Below are 22,654 nucleotides of genomic sequence, written 5' to 3'. Positions count from 1 at the left end.
GAGATCTGTGGATTGGTCGCCCACACGTTCATCATGATTCTTAGTTTAGGTGTGCAATCGGAAAGCTCAATGTAATGGGTGTCTAGTATGTGAGAATTAGCGGAATAGCATGCACCGTTTTAGTGCATACAAAAGCGCAATAACGGGGATTCTTAAAATCTGGATTTAAGTAAGCTTATGATAAGTAAGACTTCTATGAGTTGGACTCAAATTTGCATTTACTTGTTTACGAAAATCTCAGTGGGCAGTCAAACGGCGATTGCAGCACTGAAGTGAACAAAAAAACTAACTCGTCAATGGCAAAGGCGCCTCTTCTTTTAGCAAGGAGAGGCGCCTTTTTTTGTTGATATAGTCAGGCGAAAGGAGACGTTATGAAGTCGAGAAGTGTCAATACAACATGTCCATATTGTGGTGTCGGTTGTGGCCTCGTCGCAAAATGTGTCAGCAATCCAAAAGATGCTTCGACCAAAGGGGATCTTACTCATCCAGCAAACATGGGAGCCTTGTGTGTGAAAGGCTCATCGCTCGATGATAGCCACACCGGACCCGCACGGCTTCTGTATCCAAAGATCAATGGCAAACAAACATCGTGGCAGGAAGCGATTGACGCGATTGCGACACGATTTCACGATATTCGTCAGCAGCATGGTGCTGACGCTCTGTCTATGTACGTTTCGGGACAGTTATTGACTGAAGACTACTATGTCGCGAACAAACTTATGAAGGGCTACGTAGGTACAGCAAACATCGATACCAACTCAAGGCTATGTATGTCTTCGGCAGTGGCCTCGCATGTCAGAGCGTTTGGAGAAGATGTGGTTCCGGTAAATTATGCAGACCTCGAACTTGCCGAGATGATTGTGCTAGTGGGTTCAAACGCGGCGTGGACGCACCCTATTGTATTTCGTCGTATCCAGCAGGCTCGTGAATCGAATCCAAACCTTAAGCTGGTGGTGATTGATCCGAGAAAAACCATGAGTGCTGAACAAGCAGACCTTCACCTGCCTTTGGAGTCTGACAGTGATGTGGACCTATTTATGGGGCTAGCAAGGTACTGTTTGGATACTGGCGCTTTTGATAACGACTATATCGCAGAACATACCCAAGGAAGTGAAGCCTTGATTGACGCTGCTAAGCAAGCGACATGTTCGTTGGAGTCAGTCGCGGAGAAAACTCGAGTAGATAAAACACGTCTGAAGCAGTTTTATCATTGGTTCGCCACTAAAAAGAGAGTCATCACCCTTTATTGTCAGGGTGTTAACCAAGCGGAGAATGGGACGGACAAGGGTAACGTTATCATCAACGCACACCTGCTAACCGGTAAGATTGGAAGAGAAGGTTGTGGACCGTTTTCAATAACCGGGCAGCCGAACGCCATGGGAGGGCGTGAAGTTGGCGGCTTAGCGAACCAACTCGCGGTTCACAGAGGGTTTGACCAAGCATCCATCGACGAAGTAAAAGCGATTTGGCGTGCGCCCAATATGGCGACAAAACCAGGCTTAAAGGCGGTGGACTTGTTTGATGCCATTGAAAAAGGCGAGGTGAAAGCGGTTTGGATCATGGCAACCAATCCTGTAGTGTCACTCCCACAAAGCCACAAAATTAAGCGCGCTCTCAAGAAATGTGAGCTTGTGATTGTCTCAGATATCTGTGTTGATTCGGATATTGCTCAGTATGCAGATATCATCTTGCCAGCAGCAGGTTGGGGCGAGAAACAAGGTATGGTCACCAACTCTGAGCGCATGATGTCACGGCAACGAGCCTTCTTACCACTGCGCGGTGAAAGCAAGCCCGATTGGTGGGCGGTGTCTAAAGTCGGCCAAGCACTGTGTGAGCTCATGAAGGTAGAGGATGGATTTACCTACCAGAGTGAATATGACATTTTCAAAGAGCATGTTGAGCTCTCCTCAATCAATAGTGACAGCCCACAATTGTTTGATCTAAGCGAACTGAGTGAACTGTCGGCAGCCGACTACGCCCAATGGCAGCCAAAGCAATGGCCGCTCGATGGTCAGCGTCCGTTCTCAGATGGACAATTTGCCACGCTAAATGGACGCGCGAATCTTATTGTTCCAGCAGGCTCATTGAGCCAAGCTCCTCGAGGCCATCATCAGTTTGTGCTCAATACAGGCCGTGATAGAGACCAGTGGCATACCATGACACGTACCGGCTTCGTGCCTGCTCTGACGCAAAAAGAAACAGAGCCAACGGTATATCTAAACCCGCTTTCGATAGAACGCGCAGCGCTCGAAACTGGGCAATTGGCTAGACTTGTTGCTCCAGAAAGCCGTGCTGAGATTGTGGCTCGTGTCAAAGAAGACGACGGTCTAGGATTACATAGTGTTTATCTCTCAATGCACTGGGCGGGAGAGTTTGGCGCAGGTAGCGGCGTCAACCATGTCACAGAGTCTGTGGTCGACCCATTCTCAGGCCAGCCGGCATTCAAATCCTCGTTCGTTGAGGTCGAACCCTTTGCCATCGGTAGCTACTTCGTCGCGATTGGCGAGAATGCTGACAAGCTGGGTGGTATCGCGGACTTTTCTTCGATGCAGATTACTGAAGGTGAGGGTCAAAGCCGCAATCTTTGGCGCTACGCTTCTAAATCCGTGTTGAGTAAGCAAACATGGACTCAGGCGACGGACGCTGCGTTAAATGGCAAGCTCCTTGTGATGGATACACAGCATGGGTGGGTAACGCTGAGCTGTGCTAATGACGCGGCTCTCACGGTGAAAAGCTTTGTTCAAGTAGAGAACAAGGCGTTTGACGCTGATGTGGAGCAAATCACTCAGCTCATCGGTCAGCCGTTTTCGCTTTCTAATACCCTGAAAGCGATTCAGACCGAAGCGGCGAGTAAGCTCGTGTGCAGCTGTTTTAGAGTCACAGAAAAGCAGATTGTTGATGCGATACAAACGCAAAACCACACCACCGTAGCGCAGTTGCAAGGGCAGCTTAAATGCGGAAGTAACTGTGGTTCGTGCCTGCCAGAAGTAGAGAAGTTGGTGAATCAGCATCACCAACAGTCAGAACAAATTAATGTCGTTGTGAAGTAAGGAGACGTAGGATGAACACTCAAAGGAATGAGCACGCATACCGTCCTCATCAACAGCAAGATGTAGGGTTTATTGATGAACTGCCGCGCAAGGGTGGCAAAGGGTTTGTGTCTATTGTTGGGGCAGGACCGGGTGACCCTGACCTATTGACCATGGCCGCGCACAAGCGAATTCAAAGCGCGGATATTGTGATTTATGACCGCTTAGTCAGTCAGTCGATATTGGATCTTATCCCAGCATCGACACTTCGCTTCTATGTAGGTAAACGTTGCGGGATGCCAAGTCTCAATCAAGCGTCGATTAATGAGATCCTCAAAGACTGCGGTCAAAAAGGCTATCGTGCCGTGCGATTAAAAGGGGGCGATCCGTTTGTATTTGGTCGTGGAGGTGAGGAAGCGCTGGCGCTGAAATCGGCCAACATCGCTTTTGAAGTCATTCCCGGTATTACCGCAGCGCTTGGCTGCTCTTCTAGTGCCTTGATACCGCTCACCCACCGAAAAGTAGCACGAAGCGTCACCTTAGTCACAGGAAATGTGGTCTCTGGTGCGCTCCCTGCGTGGTCGTCGCTTATTGCTCAAGGGCAGACCTTAGTGTGCTATATGGGGCTCGAAAAAAGCCGAGAGATACACACAGGGTTGCTAGGCTCAGGCCTAAGCCCAAATACGCCGGTAGCGATTATTGGTAAAGGTTGTAGCCCCGAGCAGGAAGTATATACTTTCGAATTATCACAGTTAAATCAGATAGCTGACCAGCTTCGCGGCTTAAGCCCTGCATTGATGATCATCGGTGAAGTAGTATCGATTCGTCAGGAGCTTCTCGACGTGGCGCAGGAGTATGCCGTTGCTTAGCCTTGTTATTATAAACGGAGCATAGTCATTATAAGCAGAGCATAGTCGCTACAAGCAGCGCATAGGAGCGGTCAGACACAAGAAGTAGGAGAGGATGTGTCGTTAATTCAAGAATGTATACGAACCGTGGGTCGCGGTTCTAGAGGACGAGGTCCACTCACTCAAACTCAAGCCAGAGAAGTGATGCAAGCCTATCTGGCGGGTGAGGTTGGCGATGATCAAATGGCCATGCTGATGATGCTCATCCGTGTCCGCGATGAAACGCCAGAAGAGATCGCGGGTTTCGTGCAAGCTCTAAAGAGCAGCCAAGAGCAGTTTGCCGACCTTGATTGGCCGCTTTATGCGGGCAAACGGACAGGACAAACCTCGGGCTTACCGTGGCATCTAGTTGCAGCCAAAATTCTGGCAGACAGTGGGGTGAAGATATTGCTGCATGGTGACTTAGACAAGATGCACAATCGTCTGCATGCCCGTGATTTTCTTGGTCATCTTAATATCAATACCGCATCCAACTTGGATGAAGCGAAAACATTGCTAGAGCAGCTTAACATCGCTTATCTTCCCCTTGAACACTTTTTTCCTCAGGTCAAAGTGATGCTCGATTGGAAGCATCGCTACGGTCTCAGAACGCCGATCAATACCGTTGCAAGGGCTCTCAACCCAGCAAATGCACCGTTTGCGCTGCGCGGTAGTTTCCATCCCGGTTTTCAAGAGCTACATGCTAAGGTTGAATCTTTGGTTCACTCAAAGTCAAAACAAACCCAGCGAACGGTATCGTTTAAAGGCCAATCTGGTGAGACGGAATACAACCCTAAGGTAAGCCAAACCATCTGGTGGGCGGAAGACGGTAAGGTGAATTCTCACTACGTAGAAGAGACGATGACCACTCAGCCCGCGATTCCTTGTCCACTAGGAACCGGTGAAGATGAGCAAGACATAATGGCGAACACCATCATCAGTACGCTGACGATAGCGCTATTTACACTTTCTGGTGACTGGGACAGCGCAGAATCAAAAGCAACAACACTTTGGCACACATATTGCGATGGTCTAACGAGTGAAGGAACACTATGTTAGGAAAATCGTATGCCAAAAACACCCGTCTTAGTTTGTTGCGACTCTATCGCAGAACAGGCGCATATTAGCGCAAGGCTTGCCAAAGACTTCGACAAAATCATGGGCTGCCAGCTCTCCCAGCTGGAGTCCATGCTTGAAAAAGAACCCACTGCCACGCTGGTTATTTCGTGGCAGCAACCTTGTGCTGAACTCTCGCTTATTATGGATGCTGCAAAGCAGAGACAGCGCCCCCTTCTTGTTATCCTAAAACAACTAAATAAGAATGATATCAATCGCTTACCGGTTGGTAATGATTACGTATTGTTGCCTCATGATTCGCAGTTTGAACTCAGTGCTTGGGTAGTTCATGCAAGACAAGTACGTGAGAAATCGATTCAAGACGATCAGAAACTTGAAGCGCTTAACCTAAAGCTAGAAGAGCGAAAGCTTATCGAAAAAGCCAAAGGTTTGCTGATGAAGCATCATCATCTCGATGAGCAGACCGCCTTCGCGGCACTTCGAAAATCGTCGATGCAGTCGAGCTTATCGCTTGCTCAAGTCTCTAAGAACCTCATCCACACCCTAGAGTCCATCAGTCTTTAGCTACTACTTTGGGGTTAGTGATGATTCATTCAATTGGTGCACCGTGCACACTAGCGAAGCAAAATTTAACTGATAAAGTAGCTGGATTTAGCTAATGTGCTGATAAATATAGATAAATACATTTTGGCACGCATATTGAAAGACTAATATCAAACACAATACCCCCGCCCCTTAGTGGGCAGCTCCTGAAATCATCAACGGCGGTGAAGTGAAGGTTGGCGACGGCGTTACTGCTTATACATAGGCTTTATTGCTTATTGATAGCGGTAACGCCTTTTTTTTTGAAAAAAAATTTTAAGCATCACACGGAGAGAGTGTTATGAAGAAATGGACTCAACTAGGAACTCAGATCGGTAAGACGTTTCATCGCGTCAGCACCGCAACAATAGCGACAGCAACGCTACTTGTTGGCACATCAGCATGGGCTGAATTGGGCGAGCCAGAAATCGAAGAACTGAAGTTTGGCTTTATTAAGTTAACCGATATGGCTCCGCTTGCAGTGGCTTACGAGAAAGGCTTCTTCGAGGACGAAGGTCTTTACGTGACGCTAGAAGCACAAGCGAACTGGAAGGTACTGCTAGACCGTGTGATTGACGGTGAACTTGATGGCGCACACATGCTAGCAGGTCAGCCGCTAGGTGCGACTATAGGTGTCGGTACTAAAGCGGAAGTCATTACAGCATTTAGCATGGACTTAAACGGTAATGCGATTACGGTTTCTAATAAAACTTGGTCAGCAATGAAGCCGTACCTTGAGATGCAAGCGGATGGAAAACCGGTTCACCCAATCAAAGCCGATGCGCTAAAGCCTGTGGTTGAGGGTTACCTAGATGAAGGTAAGCCGTTCAATATGGGTATGGTGTTCCCAGTATCTACGCACAACTATGAGCTGCGCTACTGGCTCGCAGCTGGCGGCATTCACCCGGGTTTTTACGCACCAAAATCAGGTGACAACAGCGGCCAAGTTGATGCTGATGTACTGCTTAGCGTGACGCCACCACCTCAAATGCCAGCAACCATGGAAGCGGGCACGATCGAAGGCTACTGCGTGGGCGAACCATGGAACCAACAAGCGGTATTTAAAGGTATTGGCGTGCCAGTCGTGACCGACTACGAGATTTGGAAAAACAACCCAGAGAAGGTGTTTGGTGTATCTAAGTCTTGGGCTGAAGAAAACCCAAATACTCATATCCGTGTTGTAAAAGCGCTTATTCGTGCAGCGCATTGGCTGGATGAAAACAACAACGCAAACCGTGAAGAGGCAGTGAAGATCCTTGCGAAGAGTGCTTACGTAGGCGCTGATGCTGAAGTTATCGCTAATAGCATGACAGGTACGTTCGAATACGAGAAAGGCGATAAGCGTGATGTGCCTGACTTTAACGTGTTCTTCCGCCACAACGCGACATACCCATACTACAGTGATGCGATTTGGTACCTAACTCAGATGCGTCGTTGGGGTCAGATTGCTGATTCACAAGATGATGAGTGGTATATGAACGTCGCGAAGGAAGTATACCGTCCTGACATCTATCAACAAGCAGCTGAAGCCTTGGTAGAAGATGGCGCTCTGACTTCAAAAGACTTCCCTGATTTTAAATCTGAAGATGGCTTCCGTGCCCCTCAGAAACACTTTATCGACAACATTGTCTACGACGGCACTAAACCTAACGCTTACCTTGAGAAATTCTCAATTGGTCTGAAAGGCAAAGACAAGGTTTAAGCATTAAGTCAACGGAATGATTGCAGTAATAGCTAAGGAGTAAAGGCGATGGCAACGAACGTAATATCACTGAAGCCAAGCCGTGAAATGGTGGTGAACCGCAGCCGAGTGCTGCTGTTCCCCCTCATCGGGATTCTTTGTTTCCTAATGATGTGGCATTTGGCAGCGAGACAGGTTGAAACGTCACTGGGTACCCTTCCAGGTCCAGTTCAAACGTTTGAACAATTTAAAAACCTAGCTGTGGAGCATGTAGAGGAGCGCGAGAAAGCGGAAGCCTTTGTTGAGCGTCAGGAAAAACGCAACGCAGCCAAACTGGCGAAAAACCCAGATGCGAAAGTGAAGATCCGCCCATACACGGGTAAACCCACTTTCTTTGACCAGATTGGTACGTCATTGATTACGGTGGCAGGTGGTTTCATCGTCGCTTCGGTCATCGCGATTCCACTGGGCATTGTTCTTGGCTTAAATCAAGGTGTTTATCAGGCATTTAACCCAATTATTCAATTGCTTAAACCGGTATCTCCATTGGCATGGCTGCCTATCGTGACCATGGCGGTGAGTGCGACTTATGTCAGTGATGACCCACTGTTTGCTAAGTCATTTGTCAACTCACTGATTACCGTTGCGTTGTGTAGCTTGTGGCCAACCTTGATTAATACCGCGGTGGGTGTCACGAGTGTAGACAAGGATCTTCTTAACGTAAGTAAGGTGCTTAAGCTCTCTTGGTGGCAACACATTCGCACTATCGTTTTACCGTCAGCGATCCCAATGATCTTTACCGGTCTTCGCTTATCACTCGGTATCGCATGGATGGTATTGATTGCGGCAGAAATGCTGGCGCAGAACCCAGGTCTCGGTAAGTTTGTTTGGGATGAGTTCCAGAACGGCAGCTCAGCATCGCTAGGTCGAATCATGGTCGCGGTATTTGCTATCGGCCTAATTGGACTGTTGCTTGACCGTGGCATGTTGCTACTACAAAAACACTTTTCTTGGAATAAACAACAATCGCTCCGCTAATCAGGTAATCACCGATCTAACGAATGATACCTAGACAAATGGAATAAGGAAGTTACTGATGTCGAAACCTTTACTTGACCTGACCCAGCTTGGAATGCGGTTCCCTACGCCACAAGGGGAGTTTGTGGCACTTAAAAACGTCAATCTACAGATACAAAAAGGCGAGTTTATCTCTCTGATTGGTCACTCTGGCTGTGGTAAGTCTACTGTGCTGAACTTGGTAGCTGGGCTTCACTTCCCAACTGATGGTGGTGTTATCGTTGATGGACGTGAAGTTGATGGCCCAGGACCTGAGCGGGCAGTTGTGTTCCAAAACCACTCGCTGCTGCCATGGCTAACGGTATACGAGAACATTGAGCTTGCCGTTAAGCAGGTCGCGAAGGGCAAAGACAAAGCCTGGGTGAAAGAGCAAGTTCATCATTATCTTGATCTTGTAGAAATGGAACATGCGGCTGATAAAAAACCGGATGAAATCTCTGGTGGTATGAAGCAGCGCGTGGGCATTGCTCGCGCACTAGCACTAAAGCCGAAAGTACTGCTCATGGACGAACCGTTTGGTGCTTTGGATGCATTAACGCGTGCAAAGCTCCAAGATGCCCTAATGGCAATTCAAGCTGAGCTAAACAACACAGTAATTATGATCACCCATGACGTGGACGAGGCCGTACTGTTATCCGACAAGATTGTCATGATGACCAATGGACCAGCAGCGACCATCGGCGAGGTGTTGGAAATTAATCTAGAACGCCCGCGTAACCGCGTGGCAATGGCGGACAACCCTCAGTATCAAAAATACCGCCAAGCCGTATTGACCTTCCTTTATGAGAAACAGGCGAAAAACGAGCTGTCGGGATCGGTCGACATCAGCAAACAGAAAGACGCGAAGAAAAGCGCATAGGGAGCAGCAGATATGGAGCATCTAGTCGTAGTTGGAAACGGCATGGTTGGGCATCACTTTATTGCTCATCTCATTAGCCAACAAGGACATTTAAATTATCGAATTACGGTGATTGGCGAAGAGCGCTATGCTGCCTATGACCGTGTACAACTTTCATCTCTGTTCGCTGGCAATTCTCATGATTCACTGATGCTAGGTGATGAAGAGTGGTACAAGAAATATGGCGTTGAACTTGTACTTGGTAGCCGAGTGACAGACATCGACAAGCAAGCAAAACGCATCACCCTCGACGGCGAAGATATTCTCGGTTATGACCATTTGGTATTAGCCACTGGCTCGTATCCATTTGTACCGCCAATTGAAGGTAAAGACCGAGACAATGTGTTCGTTTATCGCACGTTGGACGACCTCTCCGCGATTCGCAAAGCGTGTGAAGGTGCTAAGACAGGCGCGGTCATTGGTGGTGGTCTATTAGGTCTTGAGGCGGCCAACGCTCTTAAACTTCTTGGTTTAGAAACTCATGTTATCGAGTTTGCGCCACGTCTAATGCCAGTGCAGCTTGATGATGGCGCCGGTGGTCTTTTGAAAGATAAGATCGAAGATCTCGGGCTCACGGTTCACACCTCTACGGGTACAGATAAAATCTGCGACGGCGAAACCGCCTATCACCGTATGGTGTTCAAAGATGCAGAGCCGTTGGATGTGGATGTAGTTGTGTTCTCAGCAGGTATTCGCCCGCAAGATGCGCTAGCAAGAACCGCTGGCTTAGAGATCGGCGAGCGTGGTGGCATCGTGATTAACGATAACTGTCAAACTAGCGATGATGCTATCTATGCCATTGGTGAGTGTGCGCTATGGCAAAATCGAATCTTTGGACTGGTTGCCCCTGGTTACGCAATGGCAAGAGCCGTTGCAGACCAGCTTATGGGCAAGGTAGCGACGTTTGAAGGCGCAGATATGAGTACTAAGCTCAAGCTGCTCGGTGTTGATGTGGCTTCTATCGGTGACGCGCAAATGCAGACCCCTGGTGCCAAAGAAATGGTGCTGCAGGATACGGCTCAAGGCACTTACAAAAAACTGATTGTCGACGAATCCAGCAGCAAGCTTATCGGTGCAATTCTTGTCGGTGATACCTCCGACTACGATTTGTTGTTGCAAGCGTATCTGAATGAAAAAGTCTTGCCAGAACATCCAGCTGAGCTGCTGTTTGATACTAGCTCACTCTCTGGCGGTGCAAGCGCATCGACCATGATCTGTTCTTGTCACAATGTGACACGTGGTGATCTGGTTGAAGCCATTCATGCTGGGGCTCACGATCTTGCGACATTGAAAGATGAAACCAAAGCAGGTACCGGTTGTGGTGGCTGTGCCAACATGGTCAAGAGCGTCCTAGATGAAGAGCTCGTCGCCATGGGGCAAGAGGTCAACAACCACCTTTGCGAACACTTCGAGTTTTCAAGACAAGAGCTGTTTCATATCTGCCAAGTTGACGCTATTAAGAGTTTTGATGAACTGATTGAAAAGCACGGTAAGGGCAAAGGGTGTGACATCTGTAAGCCTACAGCAGCGTCGATATTTGCCTCACTTTGGAATGAACACGTGTTAGAGGATTCGCATCGTGGTCTGCAAGACTCCAATGACCTTTTCCTTGCTAACCTACAAAAAGACGGCTCTTATTCTGTTGTACCTCGGGTTCCTGGTGGCGAAATTACCCCGGAAAAATTGATTGTGCTTGGCGAAGTTGCGAAGAAGTTCGATCTCTACACCAAGATCACTGGCGGTCAACGAGTCGACTTATTCGGTGCTCAAGTAGAGCAGCTTCCGGAGATCTGGGATACATTAATTTCAGCGGGCTTTGAAACCGGACATGCTTATGGTAAATCACTGCGAACCGTCAAATCGTGTGTCGGTTCGACTTGGTGTCGATACGGTGTCGATGACTCCGTTGGTCTAGCGATCGATCTAGAGAATCGTTACAAGGGACTGCGCGCTCCACATAAAATCAAGTTCGCTGTTTCGGGATGTACACGAGAATGTGCCGAGGCACAAAGTAAAGATATTGGTGTGATCGCCACCGAAAATGGCTGGAACTTGTACGTATGTGGCAATGGTGGTATGCGTCCACGCCATGCCGATCTATTAGCTTCTGACCTAACAACAGAAGAGCTAGTTGATCTGATTGACCGTGTGTTGATGTTCTATGTGAAAACCGGAGAGCGATTACAGCGAACTTCAGTTTGGATGGAAAATCTAGAAGGTGGGTTGGATTACCTCAAGCAAGTGGTCATCGAAGATTCACTAGGTATCAATTCACAGCTTGAAAAACAGATGCAGCACATTGTCGACACCTATCAATGTGAATGGAAAACAGCGGTTGAATCGGAAGAGAAACGCGCCAAGTTTATGCCATTTATTAACAGTGACCAACAAAGTACCGACCTTGGCTATCAGCGCGTTCGAGGTCAGAAAATCCCTGTCACCATCGTTGACCCGCAGTTGGAGGATTAATCATGTGGAATAAGATTTGTGATGTTGCCGATTTGACGCCATATCAAGGGCGTGGAGCATTGGTAGGGGAAAGCCAACTTGCGCTATTTTATCTACCAGAGACTGAAAAAGCCGTGTACGCCATTGACAACTGGGACCCAATCGGTGAGGCATTTGTGCTAAGTCGCGGGATAGTGGGCGACATTGGTGGACGCGATTGTGTCGCCTCTCCACTATACAAGCAGCACTTCGATTTAACCTCTGGTGAGTGTATCGAAGACCCTGACGTCTCAGTCAAAACATGGCTTGTTGAAATACGTGGTGAAGAAGTTTGGGTGATGTCTGCTTAAACGTTTAGCTAAATAGTGCCAAAAACGGTGGCGCTATTTAACCCTCATGAGTTGGTGAGTCGCGCCACCTAGTTCCACTACTACTATTTGGGACGGCTTCATCAACTCAACTTTCTCCAACATACTCTCATTGTAACCCTTGCTTTTCATCCAAGATAATGGACTTGAAAACTGATCCTCGTTAACCACGAATGATTGGTCTTTGAGAAAAGATTCTGAGATATGAACTACCCAAATTCGTGAACGAAATTCGATAGCATCGGATAGGGATTGAAGCAGCTTTTTGAGCATCTTGGAGTCAGTAATTGAAAACCTAATTGATGCGATTGTTACAAAATTCTTATCGATAAGATAGGCAAAATCGAAAAAACCGTCTTACGCTTAGAAATATCAATGCAGTGGAATCAAGGAGTTTCCGCTGTGATAGGAATTCACTATCGATAGTATCGATAAGTCCCATTTCTACCTTGTGACGGATTGCACCATAATGAACGTACAAGGTTTGGATATCGGGATGTAAGGAGAGTGCTATGGAGTCGCTAAAAGTAAAAGATTATATGACGCAAAGAACGGTCACGTTCACGGAAGACATGTCGCTCAGTGCAGCACTCGACAAAGTGATGCAATCGACTCATCTAGGTGGCCCAGTCATTAATGACAAAGAACAAGTGATTGGTTTTATCTCTGAGCAAGACTTGCTCGAGAAGCTAGTGAAAGTGAGCTATCACTGTCAGGATACGCATACTGTAGGTGACTGTATGTACCGTGAGGTATTGTCCGTTGCACCACACACCTCCATCATCGAACTGGCTGATATGATGAAAGTGGGTAAGCCGAAGATGTACCCGGTTATCGATAACGGCCGTTTGGTCGGTGTGATCACCCGTCGTGATGTACTGCGTGCTATTGGTAAAACGATTGAAGAATGTTTCAAACATCCAGTATAGACTAGGTATTTTTCGAAACGGGCGCTGCGGCGCCCTTTGTTGTTTGTAGAGCGTTTGTAAGCAGAAAGGGAATTCAATGGCTGAACAGTCTGCCAAGTTTGTTGAAGGGTCAACGATGCGCCACATTTTGGTGATGTCTGGAACATCGACAGTGGGCATCATGGCAATTTTTGTCGTCGACTTACTCGACATGCTGTTTATCAGTATGCTCGGACAGGCAGAGCTCGCCGCAGCGGTGGGCTTTGCGGGCACCCTCACTTTCTTTGCTACGTCGGTAAGTATCGGTACATCCATTGCTATGGGCGCCTTGATGTCCAAAGCCATTGGTGCGAAGAACATCAGTTATGCGCGAGAGATCGGCAGTAGTGTCTTGGTGATCTCCTTCGTGATTAGTGCCCTGGTGACCGCGCTGATGTGCGCGTATATACCGGAGCTTCTTACAGCCATCGGGGCGGAAGGGCGTGCACATGAGCGTGCTGAAGCCTATTTGTGGATTATGCTACCTAGTACGCCACTCATTGCCCTTGGGATGGCGAGTGGTGCCGGGCTTCGTGCCGCAGGTGATGCCAAGCGTTCGATGTGGGCAACGCTCGCGGGTGGTATTGTTAATGCTATTCTCGACCCGTTATTTATCTTTGGTTTTAATTGGAACGTAGAAGGCGCCGCGGCGGCTTCTGTCGTCGCTCGATTCGCCGTATTCTATTTTTCATTTGTACCGCTCATCAAAGTACATCAGCTGCTTTCTAGACCAACCTTTGATTCCGTGAAACGCGATACCAAGGTCATGCTTGCTATTGCTTTACCTGCGATAGTGACTAACACCGCGACGCCAATTGGTAATGCTATTGTTACCACGGCTATCGCTCAATATGGTGAAGATTATGTGGCTGGTTTTGCGGTTATTGGCCGTATTATTCCTGTGTGTTTTGCGTTTATTTTTGCGTTGTCGGGGGCGGTGGGTCCCATTGTCGGCCAAAACTTTGGTGCTGCACGGATTGATAGGGTTGAAGAGACATTAAAGAACTCGTTAATCGTTACTACGTTCTACACGCTGGTGGTTTGCTTGTTGCTCTACCTAGTTCAAGATCCTTTAGTAGCTGTGTTTTCATTGACCGGCGATGCGGCGCATATTGTTGCGGCGTTCGCTACTTATGTGGCGATCACCTTCGTGTTTAATGGCGTGCTGTTTGTTGCCAATACATCATTTAACAATCTTGGGAAGCCGCTGTACTCCACTGCGCTCAATTTGGGAAAAGCGACCGCCGGTACCTTGCCATTTGTCTATTTTGGCTCACTGTGGTTTGGCGCTTTGGGGGTTTTGTATGGTCAAGCCGTAGGCAACATTGTGTTTGGTGTTCTTGGTTATATTGTGCTGCGTTTTCATATTGCCGAGCTTCATAAAACGGGTGAGTGCTCGCAAACCAAAGATCCAAGTATTGTTAGCGTCAACTCACAGCCTTTCTGTTCCCATGACCCTGTGATGATTGAAGAAGTATCGAAAATCGACAAGCAACTCGAATCACCAACACTTTCTGGTTAATTTGTTCTTGACCTTGGAGCTAGCTCCAAGGTTTACACTTGGGGTTAAGGATATGAAAAGGAGAGTCCCATGTGTAACAAACATAAAGCGTGCAGTACGCAAAAAATCAATGCTATTCGTCCGGTTAGTGGTGCTTGCGATGCACCAACAATCGCTCAAGTTTCTACTATCGCTGTAACTGTGACCGCAAGTGCGGCTGAAGGCTGCCAGTCCGGTGATAGTTGCTGCGGCGCGGAACCTGAAGAGCCCGCTGCCTCCAATAGTCAACAACAATCCTCAACCGAATCCGTAGGACTGTTAAAGTCCTGGAAAGTCGCCGGCATGGATTGCCCCGCTTGTGCTCGAAAAGTGGAAACCGCAACCAGTCGAATCCAAGGTGTTGTTAACTCAAAAGTGATGTTTGCTACCGAAAAATTGGTGGTGAGAGTCAATGACGCCTCGCTATTTTCACAAGTCGAAGCCGCTGTTGCCGATGCCGGATTTACCCTCAATGCATTAGATGGCAGTGCGGTCAGTAACAACGGTGACGTTGAGCTAACGGGCTGGAAAAAGACCTTTAAAGACAACGCTCATATCCTAGCGATATCCACAGGTATGGTTATCGCCGCTGCCTTTAAAGGCGCTTATCCTGTTATCAGTGAGTGGCTATTTACTCTGACTTGTATCCTCGGCCTAATGCCGATTGGTGCCAAAGCCATCAAGCTGGCAAAATCTGGTACGCCTTTTGCCATTGAAACTCTAATGAGTGTGGCTGCGATTGGTGCGCTTTATCTCGGTGAAACGGTAGAAGCCGCAATGGTGCTATTGCTGTTTTTGATTGGTGAGCGCCTTGAAGCGTTCGCTGCCTCGCGAGCAAGAAGCGGCGTTCAAGCGCTAATGTCGTTAGTACCAGAAGAAGCCACGGTCATTGTTGACAACACCCGTCAAAAGAAAAGTGCCGCTTTGCTTGAGCCAGGCGATATTATCGAAGTCGCGCCTGGCGATAGAATGCCCGCTGATGGTGAACTCCTAAGTGCCAATGCCAGTTTTGATGAGAGCGCACTGACTGGTGAATCTGTTCCCGTTGAGCGCATGGTGGGTGACACGGTCATGGCTGGCGCAGTGCTGGCTGATAAAATCGTGCGCCTAAAAGTAACCTCAAAACAAGGTGAGAATGCGATTGATCGCATCTTGCACCTTATTGAAGAAGCCGAGTCACGTCGAGCACCGATTGAGCGTTTTCTCGATAAATTTAGCCGCTGGTATACCCCGCTTATGATGCTGGTGTCTATGCTGGTTATCGTAACGCCGCCACTTCTGTTTGCTCAGCCGTGGGAAACATGGATTTATCGAGGTCTTGCACTGCTATTGATTGCTTGTCCTTGTGCACTCGTTATTTCAACACCAGCAGCAATTACTTCTGGATTGGCTGCGGCGACAAGACGTGGTGCACTCATTAAAGGTGGGGCGGCGCTTGAGCAGCTTGGCAATATTGAATCCGTGGCGTTTGATAAAACGGGCACTCTAACGCTAGGCAAACCGCAAGTGACGGATGTGATAGTGAACGGTGCATTGTCTGAAGACGAGCTACTGTCAGCCGCAGCGTCGATTGAGCAGGGGTCTAACCATCCACTTGCGACTTCGCTAGTGCGTTATGTAGAAAGCAAAGGTATCGCAATTGCACCTGCTTCAGAGCAAAAAGCGCTAGTTGGCGTAGGTGTTGAAGGCATGTTAGAGGGGGTGAAGTGGATGCTTTCTGCTCCTTCTAAGCTCGAAGTGTCAATTTCTAGCCAAGATCTAGAGCAAATTGCAGCACTTGAGGATCAAGGTAAAACCGTCGTGGTCGCACTTTGTGAAACCGAGCAGGGGATGACGCTGCAAGCTCTGATTGCGTGGCAAGATGAAGTCAGGCCAGATACCGCAGAGGCAGTGGCAAAACTGTCCAAACTTGGTATCCGAACTATCATGCTGACCGGTGATAATGAACGCAGCGCCGCATCCATCGCTTCTCCTCTTGGCATGGATTACAAAGCGCGATTGTTACCCGCGGATAAAGTGAGTTACGTAAATGAACTGGCAAGCCAGCATCGAGTGGCGATGGTGGGTGATGGTATTAATGACGCGCCGGCAATGAAAGCGGCCAATATTGGGGTTGCGATGGGGGGCGGTACGGATGTCGCGCTTGAAACCGCCGATGCAGCGCTGACCCACAACCGTTTAACCGAGCTACCTGCGATGATTGAGCTTTCACGTGCTACGCTTAATAACATCAAACAGAACGTGGCTCTGGCGCTTGGTCTTAAAGGGGTGTTTCTTGTCACGAGCTTACTGGGTATAACTGGGCTTTGGGTGGCCGTATTAGCTGATAGTGGCGCGACGGCGATTGTGACCTTGAATGCGCTGAGATTGCTTCGTCATAAATCCTCGTTGGATTAATTTCGACTAGAATGATGAAAGTCGCTCACGGACTTAACGTCTCTGAGCGGCTTTTTTGTGATCTGAAAACTGAATTTGTGCAATATCAGAGCGAATTCGACAATAAAATGTGATGTAAACCGATTTAACGTGAAATATTGTGATTGTTGCATTGGGTAAATGTGATCTGTGTACGTTTATTGGCGGCGCTATCTTATAAGCTTAAACCCATACCCAAGAGACAAAAGGAGTCCCCCATGTCCCAAGCTGTTTTCCATCTCGGAGTAAATAAAGAAGATCTACAAGGCGCGACACTTGCCATTATTCCAGGTGACCCAGCTCGAGTTCAGAAGATCGCTGAGTTGATGGATGAGCCAGAGTTTTTGGCAAGCCAACGTGAATACACGGTGTACCGTGCAAAATTAGACGGTAAGCCAGTGGTGGTTTGTTCGACTGGTATCGGTGGTCCATCAACATCAATCGCGGTAGAAGAGCTCGCACAACTTGGCGTGCGCACCTTCTTGCGCGTTGGTACCACAGGTGCGATTCAATCACATGTGAATGTGGGTGATATGATTGTGACTACAGGCTCTGTTCGCCTTGACGGTGCCAGCCTACACTTCGCGCCAATGGAGTTCCCAGCGGTTGCGGACTTCGATGTCGCAACGGCAATGAAAGAAGCGGCTGTTGAAGCAGGTTCAACAGTTCACACTGGCGTGACAGCATCGAGCGATACGTTCTACCCAGGCCAAGAGCGCTACGATACGTTCTCGGGTCGTGTGGTACGTCGTTTCCAAGGTTCTATGGAAGAGTGGCAACAAATGGGCGTGCTTAACTTTGAAATGGAATCAGCCACACTACTAACAATGTGTGCAAGTTCTGGTCTACGAGCGGGCTGTGTTGCGGGCGTTATTATCAACCGTACGCAAAAAGAGACACCGGATCACGATACGCTGAAACAAGCAGAGACACGTTCTATTCGCGTTGTTGTAGAAGCGGCGCGCAAACTACTTGATTAACGTTAGTCACTGTTTGAAAGTGAGATTATAGAAAAGCGGAACAGAAAACTGTTCCGCTTTTTTGTAACTTATCTATTATCTGTCGGCGTAATTATCTAGCCAACAAATACGAAAAAGCCTCTCAATCGAGAGGCTTTTGTCCGTCCAGAAGACTTAAGAATTAAGCTTTACGCTGCTTCTCAATTTCTGCTTTAGCTTTTTTGAAACGCTCTGGAAGGATTTGCGTAGCAAATACGTCTTCCACAGTTTCAGCGCGCTTGATTAGTTCAGCTTCACCGTCTTTAACTAGTACAGTTGCAGGACGTGGTAGAGAGTTGAACTGGCTCGCTTGAGATTCTGCGTAGTGACCCACATCCATGATAGCTAGAACGTCTTTTGGCTCTAGAGCTGGCATGCGTGCGCCGCTTTCCCAGATTGATGGGATACAGATTGGACCTGCGATTTCAGTTGTCTTCTCAACAAGAGGCTGAGTCATCTTGTTTGCTGGTAGAACTGGGTTCTTAGACTCTTGAGACTCAACTAGCGTTGCTAGGTAAGTAGACGCGTCAACCATTGTGTAGGTGTAGTCCATCTCTTGGTCATCTTTCACTACGTATACAGATGTTAGTAGCGTACCGATGTTACCTGCGATGTAACGACCAGGTTCTAGCCATAGTTGAGGGATCTCGAAGCCTTCTTTGTTGAACTCTTCTAGCATGCCCTTACATACGATCGACGCGTAGTCTTCGATAGTGTTCGGGTTCATTAGGTTTTCAACGCTACGACCTTCTGGCTCACGCTCACGTGGCCAACCGCCGCCTAGGTCGATTTGGAATGGTTGAACACCACAGTCACGAGAGATCTCGATAACGTTGCGAGCGTACTCACGGTATAGTGCATCCCAACCTGCTGGATCTTTAGAGAAGCGGCCTAGGTGGGTGTGGAAACCGTAGAATTCAAATGAATCGATTTCTTGAACGCGGTTGATGATCTTCTTCGCTTCTTCTTTCAGAAGACCGAACTTGATCCACTTCATTGCGCCTTTGAAGTCTGGGAATGGGTATGCATCTGGTTCGAAGTTGTCGAAGAACTCTTCTGGAAGAACCTTCAGACGTACTGCGATACGTACTTTTTCTTTTGGATTTACTTCAGCAGCGATACGCTCGATGATTTCGATTTCTTCGTAAGAATCTAGGTGGATCGCGTAGCCGTACTCGATAGCTTTACGGATAGCTAGCTCAGGCTTAACAGTACCGTTAAGAGCGATAGTTTTTGGATCAGCACCTGCGATGTAAGTTGCTTCAACTTCACCAGGACCGAAACAGTCACCACCTACGCCTTCTTCGTTACAGATAGCACGAACTGCGTAGTTAGTGTTTGATTTGATAGCGAACATTACGTTCACAGGCTTAGGCCAGTTTGAACCGAATGCATTCTTAACACGACGTAGGTTACCACGTAGCGTGTCTTCGCTTAGTACGAATAGTGGGCTGCCGTATTGCTCGATTAGATCAGTTGCTTTGCAGCCACCGATGTATAGGTCGTCACCTTTAGTGCTTAGCTCATCTGTAGGAGTTAATAGGTTTTGTAGGCGCTCAGCGTAGTTTTGGTTCGCTTTGTGCTCAGCAAGAAGCTGCTTTTGCTCTTCTAGTACAGAATTAAGGTTCTTAACACTTTCTTCTAGGCGATTTTGGATTGTCATCGTCGACCCTTACTTATGGTAGTCAATATGATATCTACTTTGTGATTCAGAAACTTAGTTGTCCTGAGTCACCGTGATTTGCTGAGGTCGAGTATAGGATATGAGGGGAAAGTGAGGCACTTCACTCAGCGTCAAAAAAACTTACTCTAGTGTTGGCGTAAGACTTTACAAAAGCCAATTTTACATTCATCTGATGAATGAGTGCTTTTTGAGCAGGTTCATTTTCTTAATCATAGCTTATTTAGTGAATAGATAGTCGTCATGAATCCTTGACTAAATCACATGCTGTTACCTAGTTAATTGTAGGTAACATACCTGATATAACTGGTGTGTTACCTAGCTCTGCACCGAGTGTACTCTGTCAAATACGCATCAATTCCCCACTTAAAATGCGGCAATAATGTGATCGCGCTCTGCTTACATAGGTGAGGGTGATATAAGGGGCGCTAAATCATTCATGGTCAAATGGTTGTTACCGTAAATCGGTCAAAAAAACTGACACTGAGTGACGTTAATTCCGATAATACCTACGATAAATTCACCGCATCCTTTCACGAGGTTCTAAAAAATAATTCGCTTCAATTGCTCCACAATGACGGATTGTTTTAGAGATAAGTGTTTATCGATAATAGAAAGAGGGCGAGTGGCTCTCTTCTTAAATATAAGGTATCGCCCCTATGTACAATAAAGACTTCTTTATTCAGCAAGCTAAAAAGTTCGGTAAGAAGCAACGCATGGTTGTTGCAGCAGCGCACGATGATGCGACGCTAGACGCAGCAAACAACGCATTCCAAGAAGGCATGGCAGATGTGATTCTTGTTGGTGAGCGTGCGCTAATCAACGAAGCAGCAGAAAAAGCGAACGTTGATCTAGCTAACTTCGAAATTATCGAAGCTGATGGTCTAGAAGCAATCGCTACTGCAGCGGTATCTGCTATTGCAGAAGGTAAAGGCGACCTACTAATGAAGGGTCTAATCGACACTTCAGTTCTACTAAAAGAAGTGCTTAAGAAAGAGCACGGTCTACGCACTGGTAACGTTCTTAGCCACGCAGGCGTTCTATTTAAAGAAGGCGGCGAAAGCTTCCACGTATTCACTGACGCAGCGATGAACATTATGCCAACGCTTGAGCAAAAAGCGGGCATCATCAAAAACGCAGTGAGCCTAGCGCACTCTGTAGGTATCGAAGAGCCTAAAGTTGCTAACCTATGTGCGAAAGAGAAGCCATACGACAAGATGCCAGCGACAATGGACGCGGCAGAGCTTCAAAAAATGAACCAAAACGGTGAAATCGAAGGTTGTATCGTTTCTGGTCCTATCTCTCTAGATATCGCGGTATCTCAGTACGCAGCAAACCTTAAAGGTTATGAGTCTCCAGTTGCCGGTAACGCAGACATCCTAATGGTTCCAAACATCGAAGTAGGCAACGTATTTGCTAAAGCACTTCAGTACATGGCTGGTTTCAGCATGGCGGGTGTTCTACTTGGTGCTCGTATTCCTGTTGTTCTTGTTTCTCGTGCAGACGGTGAAGCAGAGAAGACAGTATCTATCGCGCTTGCATGTTCTGTAGCGGCTATGAGCCAGCAGAAAGAAGCAGCAGACGCGTCTGCTTAATTATAACTAGCAATAACTTAAATTAGGTTTATAAGTGATGAAAATTCTAGCTATCAACCCAGGCTCTACGTCTACAAAAATCGGTCTTTTCGAAGGTACAACTGAACTTTTCGAGAAAACTCTACGTCACAGCGCTGAAGAGCTAGCGCCATTCGGTGCAGTTGTTGCAAACCAAAAAGCATTCCGTAAGGAAGCAATCCTAGCGGCTCTAGAAGAAGCTGGCGTTAAAGCTTCTGAGCTAAACGCTGTTGCTTGTCGCGGTGGTGTTCTTAAGCCAATCGCTGGCGGTACTTACAAGGTTGACGATGCAGTAATCGCAGACCTTCTAGAAGCGCAAATCCAGCACCCAGCTAGCCTTGCAGGCATCATCGGTAAAGAAATCGCTGATGAGAACGGTATCGAAGCGTTCTTCACTGACGCTCCAGTAACTTACGAGCTATCTGAGCTAGCGTCTTTCTCTGGTCACAAAGCTATCAAGCGTAAAGGTCGTTTCCACGCTCTTAACCAAAAAGCTATCGCGCGTAAATTCGCTGAAGAGCAAGGTAAGAAGTACGAAGACGTTAACGTTATCGTTTGTCACATGGGCGGCGGTATCACTGTAGGTGCTCACATGGGCGGCCAAACTGTTGACGTAAACGACGCAGTTTCTGAAGGTCCATTCACTCCAGAGCGTTCTGGTGACCTACCAACTCGCGAGCTAATCGACATCTGCTTCAGCGGTGAGTACACGCACGCTGAGATGAAAGCATTCATCCAAGGTAAAGGCGGCGCATTCAGCTACACAGGTAGCATCGACATGCGTGAAATCGAAGAGAAAGCAGAAGCTGGCGACGCTGAGTTTAAACTAGTAACAGACGCTATGGCTTACCAAGTTTCTAAGCAGATCGCTGCTATGGGCGCGGTATTCGGCGGTGAAAAAGTTGACGGTATCCTACTAACTGGTGGTATCGCTTACAGCAAGTACATCACGGCTGAAATTACTAAGCGCGTTGAGTTCATCGCACCTGTAACTAAGTTCCCAGGTGAAGTTGAGCTAGAAGCACTAGTACTAGGTACGCTACGCGTAGTGAACGGCGAAGAAGCTGCTCAAACTTACGCTTAATAGAATAAAGATTAAGAGCAGGCTTTAAGCCTGCTCTTTTAAGTGGCTTGCCACCGAATACTTTAAGAAGGTAATAATAATGTCATTCGATATCAACAACGCACAAGGCGTTTTCGAAACTGTTGAAGCTGCAATTGAAGCAACTCACAAAGCTCAAGTTGAATTTTACGCGACGTCTACGAAAGAAGGTCGTGAAGCTATCCTTACTGCTATCCGTGGTGCGGTTCTAGCTAAAGCTGAAGACTTCGCGAAAATGGTTCGTGAAGAAACTAAACTAGGTCGTGTTGAAGACAAGATCGCTAAGCACCAGCTAACTGCTGCTAAGACTC

The 22,654-nt window shown here is 47.6% G+C and carries 16 protein-coding genes and 1 pseudogene; 16 read left to right on the top strand and 1 reads right to left on the bottom strand.

Annotated elements, in window-relative coordinates:
- Nucleotides 1-371: 371 nt before the first annotated feature.
- The 13 genes from ACJB0T_RS19200 to udp all read left to right on the top strand — a co-directional run bounded on the left by ACJB0T_RS19200 (nucleotide 372) and on the right by udp (nucleotide 17,929).
- The gene (locus tag ACJB0T_RS19200; protein WP_479290800.1) at nucleotides 372-3,050 is read left to right on the top strand and encodes a nitrate reductase; all 2,679 of its coding nucleotides are present in this window, start codon (nucleotides 372-374) and stop codon (nucleotides 3,048-3,050) included.
- Between the two features lie 11 nt (nucleotides 3,051-3,061).
- Nucleotides 3,062-3,898 carry a uroporphyrinogen-III C-methyltransferase gene (cobA, locus tag ACJB0T_RS19195; protein ID WP_479290799.1) on the top strand — a complete coding sequence of 279 codons (837 nt, stop codon included), beginning with the start codon at nucleotides 3,062-3,064 and terminating at the stop codon, nucleotides 3,896-3,898.
- A 96-nt stretch (nucleotides 3,899-3,994) separates the two neighbouring features.
- Entirely contained in the window at nucleotides 3,995-4,975 is a 981-nt protein-coding gene (locus ACJB0T_RS19190; RefSeq protein WP_479290798.1) for a glycosyl transferase family protein, read from the top strand.
- A 9-nt stretch (nucleotides 4,976-4,984) separates the two neighbouring features.
- On the top strand, nucleotides 4,985-5,557 hold the full coding sequence (locus tag ACJB0T_RS19185) for an ANTAR domain-containing response regulator (protein ID WP_479290797.1): 573 nt from the start codon (nucleotides 4,985-4,987) through the stop codon (nucleotides 5,555-5,557).
- A gap of 319 nt (nucleotides 5,558-5,876) precedes the next feature.
- Complete coding sequence (locus ACJB0T_RS19180) at nucleotides 5,877-7,277, top strand: CmpA/NrtA family ABC transporter substrate-binding protein (protein WP_479290796.1); 1,401 nt, start codon at nucleotides 5,877-5,879, stop codon at nucleotides 7,275-7,277.
- A 48-nt stretch (nucleotides 7,278-7,325) separates the two neighbouring features.
- Nucleotides 7,326-8,294, top strand: a complete 969-nt coding sequence (locus tag ACJB0T_RS19175) for an ABC transporter permease (RefSeq protein WP_479290795.1) — start codon at nucleotides 7,326-7,328, stop codon at nucleotides 8,292-8,294.
- A gap of 58 nt (nucleotides 8,295-8,352) precedes the next feature.
- Nucleotides 8,353-9,192: an ABC transporter ATP-binding protein gene (locus ACJB0T_RS19170; protein WP_479290794.1), complete on the top strand. Its 840-nt coding sequence runs from the start codon at nucleotides 8,353-8,355 to the stop codon at nucleotides 9,190-9,192.
- Nucleotides 9,193-9,204: 12 nt separating this feature from the next.
- Nucleotides 9,205-11,700 (top strand): nitrite reductase large subunit NirB, encoded by a 2,496-nt coding sequence (gene nirB, locus ACJB0T_RS19165; RefSeq protein WP_479290793.1) that lies wholly within the window; start codon nucleotides 9,205-9,207, stop codon nucleotides 11,698-11,700.
- Nucleotides 11,701-11,702: 2 nt separating this feature from the next.
- Nucleotides 11,703-12,029 (top strand): nitrite reductase small subunit NirD, encoded by a 327-nt coding sequence (nirD, locus tag ACJB0T_RS19160; protein WP_479290792.1) that lies wholly within the window; start codon nucleotides 11,703-11,705, stop codon nucleotides 12,027-12,029.
- A 530-nt stretch (nucleotides 12,030-12,559) separates the two neighbouring features.
- On the top strand, nucleotides 12,560-12,976 hold the full coding sequence (locus tag ACJB0T_RS19155; RefSeq protein WP_479290791.1) for a CBS domain-containing protein: 417 nt from the start codon (nucleotides 12,560-12,562) through the stop codon (nucleotides 12,974-12,976).
- Between the two features lie 76 nt (nucleotides 12,977-13,052).
- Complete coding sequence (locus tag ACJB0T_RS19150; RefSeq protein ID WP_479290790.1) at nucleotides 13,053-14,516, top strand: MATE family efflux transporter; 1,464 nt, start codon at nucleotides 13,053-13,055, stop codon at nucleotides 14,514-14,516.
- 69 nt (nucleotides 14,517-14,585) lie between these two features.
- Complete coding sequence (locus ACJB0T_RS19145) at nucleotides 14,586-16,931, top strand: zinc/cadmium/mercury/lead-transporting ATPase (RefSeq protein WP_479290789.1); 2,346 nt, start codon at nucleotides 14,586-14,588, stop codon at nucleotides 16,929-16,931.
- A gap of 236 nt (nucleotides 16,932-17,167) precedes the next feature.
- Nucleotides 17,168-17,929, top strand: coding sequence for a uridine phosphorylase (udp, locus tag ACJB0T_RS19140; RefSeq protein WP_479290788.1), 762 nt, complete (start codon nucleotides 17,168-17,170; stop codon nucleotides 17,927-17,929).
- A 160-nt stretch (nucleotides 17,930-18,089) separates the two neighbouring features.
- On the opposite strand, the gene ACJB0T_RS19135 is transcribed toward udp, so the two are convergent.
- Nucleotides 18,090-19,610, bottom strand: coding sequence for a diaminopimelate decarboxylase family protein (locus ACJB0T_RS19135; RefSeq protein ID WP_479290787.1), 1,521 nt, complete (start codon nucleotides 19,608-19,610; stop codon nucleotides 18,090-18,092).
- 677 nt (nucleotides 19,611-20,287) lie between these two features.
- On the opposite strand from ACJB0T_RS19135, the gene ACJB0T_RS19130 reads away from it, so the two are divergent.
- The 3 genes and pseudogenes from ACJB0T_RS19130 to ACJB0T_RS19120 all read left to right on the top strand — a co-directional run.
- On the top strand, nucleotides 20,288-21,223 hold the full coding sequence (locus ACJB0T_RS19130; protein ID WP_479290786.1) for a bifunctional enoyl-CoA hydratase/phosphate acetyltransferase: 936 nt from the start codon (nucleotides 20,288-20,290) through the stop codon (nucleotides 21,221-21,223).
- A gap of 37 nt (nucleotides 21,224-21,260) precedes the next feature.
- Complete coding sequence (gene buk / locus ACJB0T_RS19125; protein WP_479290785.1) at nucleotides 21,261-22,325, top strand: butyrate kinase; 1,065 nt, start codon at nucleotides 21,261-21,263, stop codon at nucleotides 22,323-22,325.
- Nucleotides 22,326-22,404: 79 nt separating this feature from the next.
- Nucleotides 22,405-22,654 (top strand): annotated as a pseudogene (locus ACJB0T_RS19120) (aldehyde dehydrogenase EutE); the annotation flags it as partial.

Source organism: Vibrio sp. CB1-5 (genome assembly GCF_059412285.1).
This window is presented reverse-complemented; position numbering and strand designations above follow the sequence as displayed.